Raw genomic sequence first — 16,657 nt, 5'->3', positions numbered from 1 at the left:
ATCCGCTGGAATACCTCCTTACCTTTGCACTTGTGAGGAAATCGAAAAAATACCCGGCGGAAACGCTCCGCGAAATTGAAATCACCGACATGGTGGCCGAGGGCAAATGCCTGGTGCGGCACAACAACCTGGTCATCTTCGTGACGGGCGTGGCGCCCGGCGACGTGGTGGATCTGCGCATTACCCGCGCCAAGAAAAGCTTCCTGGAAGCCGTGCCCACCCATTTCCACAAGTACTCCGACCTGCGCGTGGAGCCGTTTTGCCAGCACTTTGGCACCTGCGGGGGCTGCAAGTGGCAGCACCTGGGCTACGACACCCAGCTTAAGTTCAAGCAGCAGCAGGTGCAGGACAATCTGCAGCGCATCGGCAAGGTGGCCCTGCCCGAACTGGAGCCGATTCAGCACTCCCCGGCTTTGCAGTACTACCGCAACAAGCTCGAATACACCTTCAGCCACAACGGCTGGCTGACCAACGAGCAGATTCAGGCCGGTGAGCAGATCGAGCGGCGGGTGCTGGGCTTCCATACCCCGGCCCGCTTCGACAAGATCATCGACGTGCAGCACTGCTGGCTGCAGCCCAACCCCTCGAACCAGATCCGGTTGGCCATCCGCAACTACGCCCTGGAGCACGACTTGCCCTTCAACAACCTCGTGACCCAGGAAGGCTTTCTGCGCAACCTCATCATCCGCACGGCTAACACCGGCGACCTGATGGTGATTCTGCAGTGCTACTACGCCCACGAGGCCCTATTCCCGCTGCTGGATTTCGTGCAGGAGAAATTCCCCGAAATCACCTCGCTCAACTACGTGCTCAACAACAAGGGCAACGAAACCTTCCACGATCTGGACGTAGTCTGCTACCGGGGCGAACCGCACATTCACGAGGAAATGGAAGGCCTGCGCTTCCGCGTGGGGCCCAAGTCCTTCTACCAGACCAATTCCGAGGGCGCCTACAACCTCTATAAGCTCACCCGCGAGTTTGCCCAGCTCACCGGCTCCGAGCTGGTCTACGACCTCTACACCGGGGCCGGCACCATTGCCAACTTCGTGGCCCGGCACGCCCGGCACGTGGTGGGCGTGGAGTACGTGGAGTCGGCCGTAAAAGACGCCTACATCAACTCCGAAATCAACGGCGTAACCAACACCGAGTTCTACGCCGGCGACATGAAGGACGTGCTCAACGCCGAGTTTATTGCCAAGCACGGTCGCCCCGACGTGGTCATCACCGACCCGCCCCGGGCCGGCATGCACCCCGACGTGGTAGCCCGCCTGCTCGAAATGCGCGCCCCCCGCATCGTCTACGTCAGCTGCAACCCCGCCACCCAGGCCCGGGACCTGGAGATGCTCGACGAGGCGTATCAGGTGACGCGCGTGCGGCCCGTGGACATGTTCCCCCACACCCACCATGTGGAGAATGTAGTGCTGCTGGAGCTGAAGTAAGGGTACCTATGCAAGTATCGGCAGAGCATAGCTTCTGGTGCTGGAAACACAAGCTGCAGGGCATCCTGCAGCTTCTTTCATTTCTTTCTGGCTATGCCTATTCAGAAGCTGATGCCGACGCCGTAGCGTACGGCCTGCACACCACCGATACGGATCAAAGGCGAGTGTTGCCGTATGACCTGTCCGGAATAAACGGACAGTGCCGGGTAGAACTCGCACTGGACGCGGACGACCGGGACATTGTCTTCATCACGACAACGGCATCCGGCGCACTACAGGAGCGGATAGTATTTCTTTCTCAGGTGCAGGAAGTGTTGAAAACAATCGAAGTCAATTTCACTTAGCCTGAATAAAGCGAATAAGCTCACGATGACCGATCCGCTAGCATACCTAGACTTTACAGCTCCGCCTGTGCTAAAGCAGATATTATGTTGGATGGACGGCGGCTCCGTAACACTTAATTTATGTGATTGTAGAGCAAAGCCTTTCAGCGTAGAGTTCAGTCAGACGATAAATTTGGACAAGGACTATGCAGCAAAATATTCCGACTCTCATATTCCAGGCAGCTTCTTACTGAATGATGCTGCCGTTCCCATCCGCTCGAATGATGAGCAGATTATACTCGACGCTTTGAAGCAGCTTAATCTCAAAAATCAAAGTGCCTTAGAGCAGCAAATACTCCAGGAGCGGATTGCCTTTGTTGAATCAGAGGAATACTTACGCGTTGCGGCCCTAATGGGCCGTATGTAGAACTAGCAACACACTCACCAATGGACTACGCCAACGACCCTGAACTGAACGGCAAATACCTCGGTACCATCTCCAAGGACTTCGCCATGGTATCCGACACCATCATGGAAGCGTCTTCCCAGGTGCGGAAGATGGACATTTCGAAGTACCCGATTTTTATCTTCGCCAAGCGCGAAATTCCCCTGGGCAGCCTGCTCGTCAACGCCGACGAGGCCCACCTGGAGTGGCACGTATTTGCCTCCTACCTGGAGCTGTTCGTGCAGCAGGGCATCGTGGGCCAGGAGGGCATCGAGGCCTTCCAGCAGACCTACAAAGACCCCAACGAGTACTGCTGCCTGTTCGTGCTCGACGAGGACTTCACCAACTTCGTCTTCATTCCTTACCCCGAGGACTAAGCGGCATCCGCAAGCAAATAAGTAGAACGTTACGTTGTTGCGCTGTAGATCTTACACACCCAATTCTGCCATATGCGCCTCGCCCACCTGCCCGCTCTACTGCCACTGCTCCTGCTAAGCTGCTCCTCGGCGCCCACCGGTGCTCCGGAAAACAGCTTCTCCCCCACGCCGGAGGTCAGCCAGTACTGGCAGCAGGGCAAGGCTGAGCTAACGAGCTATGCCCTGGAGCAGGCCCGCTACGGGGAAATGCGGCAGGGCGAGGCCGTGCTGGTGTTCGTGACGGAAGATTTGTCGAAGGCCAAGCAAGTGAAGCTCGACAACCCCGCCGCTACGCCCCAGGATGTGCTGCCGGTACTGAAACTCAATACCAGTGTAAAGTTCCTGACCGGCATCTACCCCTACTCCATCCTCTCCTCGGTTTTCACACCCCTTGCCCCCAAGCTCAGTACCGTCAAAGTCACGACCTCGGTGCAGGAGTGGTGCGGCAACGCCTTTACCCAGCTCAACCGGCGCGGCGCCGGCTACAGCCTGATGCAGCGGTCCTATTTCGAGTCGGAGGGCGACGTGGACAGTAAGCTGGGCCCGGCGGTGCTGGAAGATGGCCTCTGGAACCAGATTCGGCTGCAGCCGGACGCCTTGCCGGTGGGCCCGCAACAGCTGATACCCAGCACCATCTACTGCCGGCTGCAACACCAGCCGCTACGCCCCACCGCCGCCACGCTCAGCCTGACCGATGCGCCAAACGGGCCGTTCGGCCCCGCCCCGGCCCGGGCCTACACCATCAGCTACCCGGCTCCGCTAGACCGGACGCTGGTCATCTACTTTACTAAGTCTTTCCCTTACACCATTCTGGGCTGGGAAGAAACCTACCCCGACCGGGCCGGCACCGCCCAGCCCGTGCGCCTAACGACCCGCGCCACCCGCCGCAAAACCATTCTGCTCGACTACTGGCGCACCCACAGCAACGCCGACTTACGCTGGCGCGACTCGCTCGGCCTCAGCCGCTAACACAGAGAAAGGCCACCGCCGCGGTGGCCTTTCTCTGTGTTAGCGGGACTATCAAACCGGCCGGTTTCGCTCAGCACGACCGGGCGTTCTAAAAGTGCTGCCAGCCCTGGGCCCGTAGCGGAATGGGCTGGCCCTGCTTGGTTACCAGGTTCACGCCGTCGCTTTTGTCGGTCATGTGGCCGAGCACGGTGATGTCGGGGTGGTTTTTGATTTTGTCGTGGTCTTTGAGGGCAATAGTGAACAGCAGCTCATAGTCTTCGCCGCCGTTGAGCATGCACATAATGGGGTCGAGCTGAAACTCGTCGGCCACTTCCAGCATGGGGTTGGCGGCCGGCAGGTTCTCGGAAAACACCCGGGCACCGGTGCCGGACGCCTTGCACAGGTGCAGCACTTCGGAGGCCAGCCCATCCGACACGTCAATCATGCTGGTGGGCACCACGCCCAGGTCGCGCAGCTCGTGAATCACGTCCATGCGGGCCTCGGGGCGCAGCTGCCGCTGCAGTACGTAGGGATACTTGCTCAATTCGGGCTGCATTTCCGGGTCGGCCGACCAGGCGGCTTTTTCCCGCTCCAGCACCTGCAAGCCCAGGAATGCCCCGCCCAGGTCACCGGTGACACAAATCAGGTCGTTGGGCTGGGCCCCGCTGCGGCGCACGGCCTGCCCATGCGCGACCTGGCCCATGGCCGTGATGCTGATGGTCAGGCCGCCGCGGCTGGCGGTAGTGTCGCCGCCCACCAGGTCCACGTTATAGGCCTCGCAGGCCAAGCGCATACCTTCGTAAAGCTCATCAATGGCCTCCACCGAGTAGCGGCTGCCGATGGCCAACCCCACCACAATCTGAGTGGGCGTAGCATTCATAGCGGCAATATCCGACACGTTGACGGCCACGGCCTTATAACCCACGTGCTTGAGCGGGCAGAACGTCAGATCAAAGTGGACGCCTTCCACCAGCAGATCAGTACTGACCACGATGTCGTGGCCCGCTTCGGGGGCCAGAATAGCCGCGTCGTCACCGATGCCGAGGCTGGTGCTGGGCTGACGCAAGGTCACGGTTTCCTGAATCCGGCGAATCAGGCCAAACTCTCCAAGGTTTTCCAGGGGGGTGATATCACTCATAGCAGGCAAAAGTACGGCGCGGGATGAATAGAATGCTGCAACTGGTACGGATTTGCCGCGGGCCGCGCCGAAAAGCAGCTTCTAACAGTACTACCCCGCCTCGCCCCCTGGGGTCTCCAGTCTATGCTTTATGATTTTGACAAACCCGAAAAAGTAAAGCAAAATCGAAGTCGGAGTTGCTCTCCCTTTTTTATAACACTCGAAAAGTATAGCAACCCAGCCCCTTAGTAGTACCGTACTCCAACTAGCTACCGGAGTAACCATTCCACGCCCCACGCGGTTACTTGCCACGTATGCCGGACTTCACCACCTGTACCTATACTTCTGAACTCTACGAGCAGCCGGCCCTGGCGAGCAGCAGTGCCCTGAACTGGCCGGGCGTGCGCGTGGAGCGCTACCACCTGGAAGCCACAACCCTGCCCGCTCACACCCACGAGCACCACTTGCTCTTGGTGCACCTGGGCGCCCAGCCCGTGGTTTCGAGCCGCCGAACCGGGTCCCGCGTGGAAGAAGATCAGTTTCGAAGTGGGGATGTAGGCCTGTATCCGCGGGGGGAATACGGGCCCCTTGGCTGGAATGCTCCAGCCGATATTATTCACGTGCATCTTGATGTCCAAGCCCTGGAAACGCGGGCCCGCCGCGACCTGGACTTGCGCTACTTCACCCTGCGGGAGCGGTTTCGCTGTGAGGATGGCCTGCTGGCCCAGCTGGGTCAGCAGCTCCTGGCCACCGCCACCCGGACGCATACCCTGGGCCAACTCTACGCCGAGTCGCTGGTAACGACGCTCAGCTACCACCTCATCGAGCACCACGCCACGGCCGAGCGCCGAGCGGCCGGTGCTGCGGGCAGCCAGCTGTCGGCGGCAGTGCTGGCCCGCATCGATGCCTATTTGGAGGCTCATCTGGAAGGGCCCGTCACGCTGGACGCCTTGGCCGGCCTAGCTAATCTGAGCGTATTTCACTTCGCCCGGCGTTTTAAGCACACCACCGGCCGCTCGCCCTACCAGTACGTGCTGGACGTGAAAATCCGGCGGGCTCGTGCCCTGCTGCGAGCCCGGGAGCTACCAGTGGCTGCCATCGGCGATGCGCTGGGCTTTGCGTCCCCGGCCCATTTTGCAGCCGCCTTCAAGCGGGCCGTGGGGCAGAGCCCCCGGGCGTTTCAACAAAGCTAAGCCAGGCGAAAAAAGCGCAAGAATGTGTAAGTAAAGGGCAAGAATTGGGCGTACGGCCTGCTGCCGTTACGGGACCTTTGAAGTAGATAAAGCCGCGGCTTAATAGCGGCTGTTTCACTTCTCTATCCCTCCCTGTTTACCCATGAACTCTCTTATTATCGTAGCCGGTGCCACCGGCGACCTGGGCGGCCGCATTGTTCACGCTCTGCGGCAGCGCGGCGCCACCGTGCGGGCCTTGGTGCGGCCCGCCACCGACCCAGCCAAAGTTGACCACCTCACCCAGCAGGGTGTGCAGGTGCAGCACGTCGACTTTGCCGACCCGGCGGCCCTGACCAGTGCCTGCGCCGGGGCTAGCTGCGTGGTGTCGGCCCTGGCAGGACTGCGCGAGGTCATCGTTGACACCCAAACCGAGTTGCTGCATGCAGCCGTGGCGGCCGGCGTGCCCCGCTTTATTCCCTCCGATTTTGCCAGCGACTACACCCAGCAAGCCCCAGGGCTGAACCGCAACTTCGACCTGCGGCGCGAGTTTCAAGCCCGCCTCGACCAAGCGCCCATTGCGGCAACATCCATTCTCAACGGGGCCTTTGCCGAAGTGCTGACCTACAGCATTCCCCTGCTCGATTTCAAGCAGCAGCAAGTGGGTTACTGGGAAGACGCCGACTGGCACATCGACTTCACAACGATGGACGACACGGCCGCCTTTACGGCCGCCGCGGCCCTGGACCCGGCTACGCCCCGTTTCCTGCGCATTGCCAGCTTTCAGCCCAGCCCGCGCGAGCTAGTGACCATTGCCGAGCAGGCCGGCCGGGGGCAGTTTGCCCTGGTGCGCCTGGGTTCCCGCGCCGACCTGGCCGCGGCCATCCAGCACGCCCGGGCCGCCAACCCCGCCGGTGAGCAGCAACTCTATGCCAACTGGCAACAGATGCAGTACATGCTGAGCATGTTCAGCGTGCAGAACCAGCCCCTCGACAACAGCCGCTACCCCGACCTTATCTGGACTAATCTGCCTACTTTCCTAACCGCCTAGCGCCATGCAATCTGCTTCTTCCCCGACCCTGGCTGCTTATTCCGACGAGGAGCTCGTTAAGCGCCTGCCCGGCTTTACTAACCACTACGCTACCGTCAACGGGGTGCGCCTGCACTACGTCGAAGGAGGCAGCGGCCCGGCCCTGGTGTGCCTGCCGGGCTGGCCCCAGACCTGGTACTCCTACCACCCCATTGCCGCGGAGCTGGCCCGGCACCACCGCGTTATCATCGTGGATATTCGGGGCATGGGCAGCTCCGACAAGCCCGCCACCGGCTACGACAAAAAGACGATGGCCCAGGACATTTATGCGCTGCTACACCACTTGGGGCTAGAAAAAGCGTCATTATTGGGCCACGACATTGGCGGCATGGTTGCCAGCAGTTTTGGATTCAACTACCCGCAGGCCACCGAGAAGCTGATTCTGGCCGACGGCGCCCACCCCAGTGAAGGCATGCGGCAGATGCCCCTGCTGCCGGCTCCCGGCACCTTCACCGACAAGATGAGCGGGCAGCAGCCCTACGTCTGGTGGATGGCCTTCAACCAGGTCAAGGAACTGCCGGAGCAACTGCTGGCCGGGCGGTTTGAGTACCTGCTGGACTACCTTTTCCGCTACGTGATGCTGGACGAGAGCCGGATGCCCCCCTTCGACCGGGCGGTGTACGCGGCCGTTTACAACCAGCCCGAGAACATTCGGGCGGCCAACGCCTGGTACCAAGCCCTGGAGCAGGACATTGCCGACGCCAACACGTATAGCCGTCTGCCGATGCCGGTGCTGGGCATTGGGAGCCACGTGTCGTATAGCTACCTGCACATGAGCCTACCTTACATGGCCGAGAACGTCGAGGTCGTCGGCATCTTGGATAGCGGCCACTACATGTTTGAAGAAAAGCCGGCCCAGGTGCTGGCAGCGGTTCTAAATTTCCTGCACCCTTCTGCTGGCTAACGGGCGCATTCCTACTGGCAGGGGCAATGCCTTATGGCCCCCCTGACCAACATGGCTTACAGCAGCATAGCGCTAGGCCGGGGATTGCCGATTGGTACAGCCCTGCCGCAGACGTCAAAATTGGCTTTGGGCTTAACGAAGCTAGCCGGCACCCGTAAATTCCGCTCAACTTCCGTAGCCACGGAATATTTTAGGGATTATTGACGTTTTTGCCGCTATGAAAATTATCCTGCCCATGGCGTTGCTTGTGCTGCTAAGCAACCTGAACTCCTGCAAAACCGACCGTTCCAACAAAACCGTGGACCCGACTTCGCCCGCCGCCGCCAAGGCCCAGCTCGACGTACTGCGCGACTCCGTGGACGCCCGCTGGAGCCGCATGACGACCAGCGACGATGCGAAGATGAAGGCCACCGCCCAAGTATTGCAAGCCCTGGAAAAGCAGCCCGGCGCCGATAAAGCGCAGCTCAAAGCCCTAGCCCGGGCCAACGACAAGCTCAAAAGCCGCCGCTACGACCAGCAGAGTATGAGCGTTTCGGAACAGATTGATGCCTACGACTCGGCCCAGGATTCTGTGCTCCGGGCCGTTTACAACTTCGCCCAGCCGGCCGCCGGCCAACCCGACGCCACGGTGCAGCAGCTCACCAACGATATTCAAACGGCTGACGGGCAGGTGGTCGGCTACCGCGTCAACTACGACCGGGCCGCCAAGCAGTTCAACAACTACCTGCAGCTCCATCAGGAAACGCTAGGCAAACTCGGAGGCAAGTACGGCAAGCTGCAGCCTTTGCCACTGTTTGAGTTGAAGGAATAAAACGTTGCGGATGGTTTGTGCAATCGGGGCCGGGCCGGCATCGTGCCTGTAACGCCGTAACCGCCAGTTCCGGGCTGGGCGCGGCCCGCCTTCCGCCACGACATGTACGCCTATGAAAGATTTTCTCTTGCCTTTTTTACTAGTTCTGCTGAACGCATCCCTGGGGTACTCCCAACCGGCCGGGCAGCTGGTAGGGGGAAACAATTACCGGGGGGTCATTTTTCCAGCCGACTATAAAATCCAGCCCCTGGATACTATGCGCCGGTGGACTCCCACCGCGGCAGACATCCTGCCTCTGGAGCAAGACCTGGTTGTGTTTATGAACAAACAGCCCCGAAAATCGCTGGTTCATCAGACTACCTACGGGCCTTCGATCCGCAAGCAGTTAGGCAGGTATATCCGGCAATACGCCGGTTACATTTCTCCCAAAGGCGAGAAAATAATTTACGTGAATTGCCTTTGGGACAAAGGGGCTACGGGTTTTACCCAGGACTGGCCCACTCATTTCATCCAAGTACTCGACGGAGGAACCTCGTACTGGCGGATTTATTACGACACGGTCAAGCGCAAATTCGTGGGCCTGTCGACCAACGGCGTCGGGTAATACCTTCCGCTCGGAAAAGCCCACGCCGCATTCATCGCCCAGTAAGCAGGGTGCCCCGCTAAGCTACCACGTAAAAAGGCCCGTAGAATGTCCTACGGGCCTTTTTACGTGGTAGCTTAGCGGGGGCTGGTTACAGCTTGGCCATTTCTTCGCGCACGAAGTCGGCCAGGGTCCGCAGGTACTCCGTGCTGAAGTCGAAGCGGATGCCGGCGGCAGCGTAGATTTCGCCGATAGGCGCGGTGTAGCCCAGGGCCAGGGCCCGCTTGTAGGCGTCGAGGCCTTCCTGCGGGTTCTGGCGGAAGTTGCGCCACACGGCAATGGCGCCGAGCTGGGCCATGGCGTACTCGATGTAGTAGAAAGGCACTTCGTAGAGGTGAAGCTGCTTCTGCCACAAGTAGGGCTTGTAGTTTTCCAGGCCTTTCCAGCTCACGGTGCGCTGGTTGAACTCGTCGAACGTCTTGGTCCACTGGGCGTGGCGCTGCTCGACGCTGTGCTCGGGGTGCTCGTACACCCAGTGCTGAAACTTGTCGATGGTGGCCACCCAGGGGAAGGTTTCCAGCACACTTTCCAGGTGAGTTTTCTTGGCCCGTCGCAGCTCGTCGGCATCGGGGAAAAACAAGTCCCACTGGTCCATCGAAATCAGCTCCATGCTCATCGAGGCCAGCTCGGCCACTTCGGACGGCGGGTGCTTGTCGGCCGACAGCGGCAGGGAACGGGTCAGGAAGGAATGCACTGCGTGGCCGCCCTCGTGCAGCATCGTAATGACGTCGCGCAGCGAGGAAGTGGCATTCATGAAGATAAAGGGCACGCCGGTTTCGTCCAGCGGGTAGTTGTAGCCGCCCGGCGCCTTGCCCTTGCGCGACTCCAGGTCGAGGTGGCCCATCTGCCGCATTGTTTTCAGGCAGTCGCCCAGGTAAGGGTCGAGGCGCTGAAACACGGTAATGGTTTTCTCCAGCAGCTCTGCGCCCGTTTCGAAGGGCCGCAGCGGGGCTTTGCCCGTCACGTCCACGTCTAGGTCCCAGGGGCGCAGCTCGGGCAGTCCCAAGTCTTGGCGTCGCTCCAGGTCGATGTCGTCGATGAGGGGCACTACCGTTTCGCGAATGGCGCGGTGGAAGGCAAAGCAATCCTCGGGCGTATAGTCGAAGCGGCCCAGGGCGGCAAACATATAGTCGCGGAAGTTGGCAAAGTCCGCGTTGCGGGCCATCTGGTGGCGCAGGGTCACAAGCTCCGTAAAGAGCTGGTCCAGCGGTTTGGAATCCTGCAGGCGGCGCTGCTGCACAGCTCGGTAGGCTTCTTCGCGCACGGCCCGGTCGGGGCTTTTCAGTCGGTCGGAAGCCCGGGGCAGGGTCATTTCCTCCCCGTCGAGCGTAACCGTCATGGCGCCCACGGTGGCGGCATACTGCTGCTGCTTCGTGCTGATTTCAGTTTTGAGCGGAATATTCTCGGGCCGGTAGATTTCCAGGGCCTGCCGCACGGAGCGCACGAAAATACGGTAGCGCTGCGGGTCGAGGCTGTCCAGAAACGGCGAGCCAATCATTTTCTCGTTGAGCGCGTGGTCGTAAGGCGCTACGTTGGGCTCAATCTCGCTGACAAAATACTGAAACGAGTCGGCGCGCTGCTGGTCCTGCGTATCGCAGGTCATGCGAATGTAGCGCCAGGCTAGGTCTTCGCTCAGCACGCTTTCCAGCTCGCTGCGGTCGAGCAGCCAGCGCTCCAGCTCGTGGGCTGAGCCAACCTGCCGGTCGCGCAACTCGACGAAATATGGTTCGAGTGATTCCCAGTCGGTTACGGAGAAGGACTCGGGCAAATACTGACGCGGCGGGCGCTGCGTATCAGTAGCTGAGGCTAGGGTAGGTTCGGGGGCGGTATTCATCATGAATAGCAAGATACGTCGGTAGACGAAACAATGTAAGCTAACCAGTAGGAAGCTTTAGCACGCAGCAATTGGGTATAAACGCAAGACCAGAAAATCCTTCCCGTCGCGCAACCTTATTTCTACGGCCCGTGGAGAAAGTCGTTGACCTTCCTGGACCAGAAAAATGCTATAACGTTTAACCAGCAGCTCCCGGAAAAGTTGAGACGATCTGTGGTTGAAAAACGAACGTCATGCGGAGGACAAGCTCCGCATGACGTTCGTTACAATCTAGCAACTTCAGCCCGCGAGCTTCTGCGCTGGGCTCGAAATGACAACTGGCGAGTCGGTGCTCTGGCCTTAATCGATTTCGATAACAACGTCGCTGGTGACGGGGTGGCCCACGCAAATGAGCACGTAGCCCTGCTTCATTTCCGAATCCGACAGGCCTTCGCGCTCATCCAGATGCACCTTGCCCGAGAGGCACTTGCCCCGGCAGGCCGTGCAAAGCCCGGCCTGGCAGCTATACGGCAGGTCGATATCCTGGTCGAGGGCGGCTTCCAGAATCGTCTGGCTGGGCTTGACGGCTACTTCGTATTCGGCTCCTTCGTAGTGAATCGTCACGGTGTGGGCCGTGATTTTATCGTCTGCGGCGTCCGATACGTCACCATGGCCGTGGGGCTGCCCCGCCGCGGCTTCAATGGTTTCGGCCGCGGCCACAAAACTCTCCCGCTGAATACGAGCGGCTGGCACCCCCAGCAGGTCGAGGGCGGCGCGGGCTTCGGTCATCATACCTTCGGGGCCGCAGAGGTAGTATTCGGCCTGCTGGGCCGGAAACTGGTGGCGCTGCTCCAGAATGCGCAGGAGCGTGGTGCGGTTCAGGCGGCCGGTGTGGCGGTGGCCCGAGGTAGGGCTGGTGGGCTGGCTGAATACGTGCTCGACTTGCAGCCGGCCGCCGGCCTGATTCTCCAGCTGCTGCAGCTGCTGCCGAAAAATGACGGACTCCTCGTTGCGGTTGCCATACACCAGCAGCACGTGGCTCTGGGGCTCCTCGCGGACCACTGCTTTCAGGATGGACATGAGCGGGGTGATGCCGCTGCCCGCCCCGACCAGCACGATGGAACGCGCTGCTTTGGGGCTGGTTTTCAGGGTAAAATTGCCCAGCGGAGCCATTACCTCGATCTGCTGCCCGACGCGTACTGTGTCGAGCAGGTAGTTGCTTACCAAGCCGCCGGTCACGCGTTTCACCGTGACGGACAGGCGCGGAGCCTCCGAAGGCGTGCTGCTGAGCGAATACGCGCGCCGCTCTTTTTTGCCACCGGGGCCGCAGGGCAGAATCAGCGTCAGGAACTGGCCGGGCTCACAGGCCACGGGCTGGCGGTCGGGCCGTTCGAGGTGGATGGTGGCGGCGTCGGAGGTTTCGTGGGTGATTTCCACGACGTTAAGCATCAGGTACGGGCTGCTCATCGGGGCGAGGGACTTCGAAGATTAGAAAGGAGAAATCAGGGTTAACCGTCGCGCTTGGGCGACGGGCGTGCAAAGTACGGTAAATGGGGCGGCTTGGTCGGCATGCGCGAAGGGTTTAGCTTGCAGCCTGCCTTCCTACCTCCCTGTTGAAATAACGATTTTACCTATGTCTGGTTTTGACCTTGCCGCGTTGCTCGAACGCCATCAGCACGAGTTTGGGCCCGTGCTGCCGGTTGACTTGAATTCGGCCGAAGTTACCCGCCTCGATTTTACCGCCCAGAATCCTACGCTGGCCCAGGCCGACCTGCGCGACACCGAAGCCTTCGAGGCCCTGGTAGCCACCTTGCTGGAAGAAAAAAATGCCCTGATTGGCGTGGGCGGCTACCTCGAAAACCGGGTTATCTACCGCCGCAGCCCGGGCTTGTTTGGCGACCCGGCCGTGCCGGCCCGCTCCCTGCACCTGGGCGTGGATGTATGGCTGCGGGCCGGCACGCCGGTGCTGGCCCCCCTGGAGGCCACCGTGCACAGCGTGGCCGACAACGACAATTTCGGCGACTATGGCCCCACGGTGATTCTGCAGCACGAGCTGGAAGGTGTCCCGTTTTATACCCTCTACGGCCACCTGGGCCGGGCCGAAGTAGTGCTGCTGCGTCCGGGCATGACGTTGGAAAAAGGGCAGAAATTTGCCGAAGTAGGTCCCCACCCCGAAAACGGCGACTGGCCGCCCCATCTGCACTTCCAAGTTATTGCCAACATGCTGGGTCGTGAAGGCGACTTCCCCGGCGTGGCCCTGCCCGCAGAACGGGAGCAGTGGGCCAAGCTCTGCCCCGACCCGAATCTGATTCTGCAGAGCCGGTGGCTTTCGGCCTAATCCAGAGCCCCAAGTACCAGCAGCAGTAGCCCAATGCTGAAGAGGCCACCAATTACCTCTACCGCACCAAGCCCCAAGACGAAGAGAGCGGCCAGCTTACCCCCTAGGATACGCTGGCCGCTTTTGTTTCGGCTAAACAACTCAACTACTCCCAGTCCTACCGTTAAGAAGCCGCAGGGCAAAAGGCTCAGCAGAAACAAAACCCAAAAACGCATATTAGCATCGGCCCCAATCAGCTGCTCAGCTACGAAGGCCGTTAGGAATAGGCCCGGCAGCAAAGCAGCACAGAACGCAACCAACAGGCGGGGTCGTCTGAACATCCCAGCGGCTTAGTCGAACTTGATGGCCGCTACCGGGCGAATGCGCGAAATCAGGTAAGTCGGAATCAGCACGGCCAGCAGGGACGTGAGGAAGGTGGCAATGTTGAGGATGACCACCATCGTGGGGTCCCAGAAAATCGGCACGCGGTCCATGTAATAATTCTCGGGGTCCAGCGGGATGGGGTGGAAAAAGTACTGGATGGCGCAGAAGCCCAGCCCGATCAGGTTGCCGTAGACCATGCCGCGCAGCGTCAGGCTCAGGCCCCGGTAGAAGAACATGCTCCGAATCTGGTTGTCGGTGGCCCCCAGCGCCTTCATCACCCCAATCATATTGGTGCGCTCCAGAATCATGATGAAGATGGTGGCCACCATGTTGAAGGTAGCCACGAAGATGATCAGGATCAGGAAGATAACCACGTTACGATTCAGCAGCTTAAGCCAGTCGAAGAGCTGGGCGTACTGGTCGGTGATTTTGTCGAGCTTGAGGTCGTAGCGCAGGTTTTCGTACATGTTGTCCGAAACCGGGTCCAGCTGGTTGAAGTCCTTGAGCACGACTTCCACCCCGCCCACCAGCGAGTCGGGCCAGGCGTTTAGCTCCCGGATCTGACGAATGTCGCCGATGATGTAGACCTCATCAAACTCGTCGAGGCCAGTCTGGTAGATACCCTTGACGTTGAACTTGCGCACCCGCGGCGGGTTCTGAATAAAGTAGAACAGGGCCTCGTCCCCGACTTTGAGCCGGAGCTTATCGGCCACCTTGCGGCTGAGTAGCACGTCGTTGCTGGCGGCCGAATCCGGAAACGAGAGGAATTTACCGGCCACCAGATTGGTCCGCATGGGCGAGGCGCCGTCTTTTTCGTCGATGCCCTTGAGCACCACGCCCAGCACTTCCTCCTTGGTCTTGATAATAGCCGTTTTGCGGGCAAACGACTGCGTGGACTTGACCTGCTTGAAGCGGTGCAGGTCCTTAATTAGTCGGGGGCCACCGATGGGCTCTACCTCCAGCGAGTTATTGGTATCGTACTTGCTGACCTGCAGGTGGGCCCCGAAGGAAAAGATCTTGCTTTGAATCTCATTGCGAAATCCTTCCAGGATGGCAAACGACACAATCATGACGGCCACTCCCAGTGCAATACTGATAATGGCTATTTTTGTCACCGACGAGGTAAAAGACCCGGTGTCGGCTCCGTCAATCTTATTGGATATGTACCGCGAGATGTTCACTGGCGTAAAGCTACGCGTCTACGTTCAGTTTCCTAGCTTCGTTTCCTGATGGCATCTTCTATCTTCTCCGGGCTGCTTAGCCTGACCTTGTTTTTGGGCGACTGCAGCCGCCCGGCGGCCAGCACCGCTACGCCGCCCCTGCCCGCCCCAACGGCCCCGGTCAGCACTGCCCCTGCGGTGGCCGGGCTGCAAATGGGCGCGGCGCAGTTCGGCACGTATTTGCCCCAGCTTCAGGGCAAACGCGTGGGCTTGGTAGTCAACCAAACCTCCCTGGTCGGCCGCTCCCACCTGGTCGATACGCTGCTGGCCCAGGGCGTGCAGGTGAAAGCCATTTTCGCCCCCGAGCACGGCTTTCGGGGTGAGGAAGCCGACGGTGCCACCATCAAAGACGGACGCGACACGCGCAGCGGCCTGCCAGTGAAGTCGCTCTACGGCAAGAGCAAAAAGCCCACGCCCGAAATGCTGGCCGACGTGGACGTGCTGATTTTTGATATTCAGGACGTAGGCGTGCGGTTTTATACCTTCATCAGCACGATGCACTACGTGATGGAAGCCGCCGCTGAGCAGGGTAAAAGCGTCATCGTGCTGGACCGGCCCAACCCCAACGGCTTCTACGTAGACGGGCCCGTGCTGGAAGCCAAACACAAGTCGTTTGTGGGCATGCACCCGATTCCGGTGGTACACGGCCTGACGGTGGGTGAGCTGGCCCAGATGATAAACGGGGAAAAATGGCTGGCCGGCGGCAAGCAATGCCCCCTGACGGTGGTGCCCGTGCTAGGCTACACCCACGCCACGCGCTACGAGTTGCCGGTGCGGCCTTCGCCCAACCTGCCCAACGCCCACGCCGTGCTGCTCTACCCTACTATCTGTTTGTTTGAAGGCACCAACGTGAGCGTGGGCCGCGGCACCGAGGCGCCGTTTGAGCTGATTGGCGCACCCACCCAACCCACGACCCGGCCCTTCAGCTTCACGCCCCGCCCCACCGCCGGCTCGCCCCAGCCGCCCCTGAACGGGCAAAAGTGCTACGGCCAGGATTTGCGCAAGCTGCCCGCGGCCGAATCGGGCGGCTTTACCCTACGCTACCTCATCGACTTTTACCAGCAAAGCACGGCCAAGGACCAGTTTTTCGGCAAGTACTTCGAGCAGCTGACCGGCACTAATACCCTGCGGGAAATGGTGGTGGCGGGTAAGTCGGAAAAGGAAATCCGCAAGAGCTGGGAGCCGGCCCTGGGCCAGTACAAGGTGATGCGCAGGAAGTACCTGCTGTACCCGGATTTTAAGTAACAACTGGTGGAACAGACCTTGTTTGCTGAATTGATCAACCAGCAACTTAGCGCGGTAATCTTTGTCCAAGACTATCTGCAACTCGATTTCGATGGTAACAGGATGACCATGTACGAGTGGCCCACGCTACGCATGCCACAAGTAGACCGTAGTTTTGGCGAGCTAGAGTACCGGAACGACTTGTGCGGCTTTATTGCCAGAAAAATTTCGAGTGTTGTGCTAAGAGAGAACGAGTATTTAACTCTCGAATTTCATGACACCTCAGCCAGTATCGAGCTTAACTTAAGTACTGGGCGCGAAGCCATGTACTATGTCCAATACGACGGCAATTGGTTGTCCTTATAAACTTAGCTTCCGCAACCGTACTAACCGC

Annotated in this window: 17 protein-coding genes; 13 read left to right on the top strand and 4 right to left on the bottom strand. The window is 59.9% G+C overall.

The features are described from left to right. The first annotated feature begins 32 nt into the window (after positions 1–32). The 5 genes from rlmD to E5K02_RS01130 all read left to right on the top strand — a co-directional run bounded on the left by rlmD (position 33) and on the right by E5K02_RS01130 (position 3,592). A complete protein-coding gene (rlmD, locus tag E5K02_RS01150) occupies positions 33–1,439 on the top strand; it encodes a 23S rRNA (uracil(1939)-C(5))-methyltransferase RlmD (RefSeq protein WP_262709826.1) in 1,407 nt (468 codons plus the stop codon). An 8-nt stretch (positions 1,440–1,447) separates the two neighbouring features. Further along, positions 1,448–1,783, top strand: a complete 336-nt coding sequence (locus E5K02_RS01145) for a hypothetical protein (protein ID WP_135391474.1) — start codon at positions 1,448–1,450, stop codon at positions 1,781–1,783. A gap of 25 nt (positions 1,784–1,808) precedes the next feature. Then, positions 1,809–2,189: a hypothetical protein gene (locus E5K02_RS01140; RefSeq protein ID WP_135391473.1), complete on the top strand. Its 381-nt coding sequence runs from the start codon at positions 1,809–1,811 to the stop codon at positions 2,187–2,189. A gap of 20 nt (positions 2,190–2,209) precedes the next feature. Continuing rightward, positions 2,210–2,584 (top strand): hypothetical protein, encoded by a 375-nt coding sequence (locus E5K02_RS01135; protein WP_135391472.1) that lies wholly within the window; start codon positions 2,210–2,212, stop codon positions 2,582–2,584. A gap of 72 nt (positions 2,585–2,656) precedes the next feature. After that, positions 2,657–3,592, top strand: a complete 936-nt coding sequence (locus tag E5K02_RS01130; protein ID WP_135391471.1) for a hypothetical protein — start codon at positions 2,657–2,659, stop codon at positions 3,590–3,592. 88 nt (positions 3,593–3,680) lie between these two features. Here the strand turns inward: E5K02_RS01130 and thiL are convergent, their stop codons facing one another. Next, positions 3,681–4,709, bottom strand: coding sequence for a thiamine-phosphate kinase (gene thiL / locus E5K02_RS01125; protein WP_135391470.1), 1,029 nt, complete (start codon positions 4,707–4,709; stop codon positions 3,681–3,683). 293 nt (positions 4,710–5,002) lie between these two features. Between thiL and E5K02_RS01120 the strand changes: the two genes are divergently transcribed. The 5 genes from E5K02_RS01120 (at position 5,003) to E5K02_RS01100 (ending at position 9,266) form a co-directional block, all read left to right on the top strand. Then, positions 5,003–5,881, top strand: a complete 879-nt coding sequence (locus tag E5K02_RS01120; protein ID WP_135391469.1) for a helix-turn-helix transcriptional regulator — start codon at positions 5,003–5,005, stop codon at positions 5,879–5,881. 142 nt (positions 5,882–6,023) lie between these two features. After that, entirely contained in the window at positions 6,024–6,908 is an 885-nt protein-coding gene (locus tag E5K02_RS01115) for an NmrA family NAD(P)-binding protein (RefSeq protein WP_135391468.1), read from the top strand. 4 nt (positions 6,909–6,912) lie between these two features. Continuing rightward, on the top strand, positions 6,913–7,851 hold the full coding sequence (locus E5K02_RS01110) for an alpha/beta fold hydrolase (protein ID WP_135391467.1): 939 nt from the start codon (positions 6,913–6,915) through the stop codon (positions 7,849–7,851). A 217-nt stretch (positions 7,852–8,068) separates the two neighbouring features. Then, positions 8,069–8,662 (top strand): hypothetical protein, encoded by a 594-nt coding sequence (locus tag E5K02_RS01105; RefSeq protein WP_135391466.1) that lies wholly within the window; start codon positions 8,069–8,071, stop codon positions 8,660–8,662. Between the two features lie 112 nt (positions 8,663–8,774). Then, positions 8,775–9,266, top strand: a complete 492-nt coding sequence (locus tag E5K02_RS01100; RefSeq protein ID WP_135391465.1) for a hypothetical protein — start codon at positions 8,775–8,777, stop codon at positions 9,264–9,266. A 130-nt stretch (positions 9,267–9,396) separates the two neighbouring features. Here E5K02_RS01100 and E5K02_RS01095 read toward each other — a convergent pair whose 3' ends face one another. Both E5K02_RS01095 and E5K02_RS01090 read right to left on the bottom strand, forming a co-directional pair. Beyond that, positions 9,397–11,142, bottom strand: a complete 1,746-nt coding sequence (locus tag E5K02_RS01095) for a M3 family oligoendopeptidase (protein WP_240737101.1) — start codon at positions 11,140–11,142, stop codon at positions 9,397–9,399. 336 nt (positions 11,143–11,478) lie between these two features. Next, a complete protein-coding gene (locus E5K02_RS01090) occupies positions 11,479–12,585 on the bottom strand; it encodes a ferredoxin--NADP reductase (RefSeq protein ID WP_135391464.1) in 1,107 nt (368 codons plus the stop codon). A 166-nt stretch (positions 12,586–12,751) separates the two neighbouring features. Between E5K02_RS01090 and E5K02_RS01085 the strand changes: the two genes are divergently transcribed. Continuing rightward, the gene (locus E5K02_RS01085; RefSeq protein ID WP_135391463.1) at positions 12,752–13,456 is read left to right on the top strand and encodes a peptidoglycan DD-metalloendopeptidase family protein; all 705 of its coding nucleotides are present in this window, start codon (positions 12,752–12,754) and stop codon (positions 13,454–13,456) included. Positions 13,457–13,785: 329 nt separating this feature from the next. Here the strand turns inward: E5K02_RS01085 and E5K02_RS01080 are convergent, their stop codons facing one another. Then, positions 13,786–15,000, bottom strand: coding sequence for an ABC transporter permease (locus tag E5K02_RS01080; protein WP_135391462.1), 1,215 nt, complete (start codon positions 14,998–15,000; stop codon positions 13,786–13,788). Between the two features lie 48 nt (positions 15,001–15,048). Here E5K02_RS01080 and E5K02_RS01075 point away from each other — a divergent pair, with 48 nt between their 5' ends. Together E5K02_RS01075 and E5K02_RS01070 are read left to right on the top strand one after the other, a co-directional pair. Beyond that, positions 15,049–16,284 carry an exo-beta-N-acetylmuramidase NamZ family protein gene (locus E5K02_RS01075; protein ID WP_135391461.1) on the top strand — a complete coding sequence of 412 codons (1,236 nt, stop codon included), beginning with the start codon at positions 15,049–15,051 and terminating at the stop codon, positions 16,282–16,284. A 6-nt stretch (positions 16,285–16,290) separates the two neighbouring features. Next, positions 16,291–16,629: a hypothetical protein gene (locus E5K02_RS01070; protein ID WP_135391460.1), complete on the top strand. Its 339-nt coding sequence runs from the start codon at positions 16,291–16,293 to the stop codon at positions 16,627–16,629. The last annotated feature ends 28 nt before the right edge of the window (positions 16,630–16,657 follow it).

Source organism: Hymenobacter metallicola, from assembly GCF_004745645.1.
In the GTDB taxonomy this organism is placed as follows: domain Bacteria; phylum Bacteroidota; class Bacteroidia; order Cytophagales; family Hymenobacteraceae; genus Hymenobacter; species Hymenobacter metallicola.
This window is presented reverse-complemented; position numbering and strand designations above follow the sequence as displayed.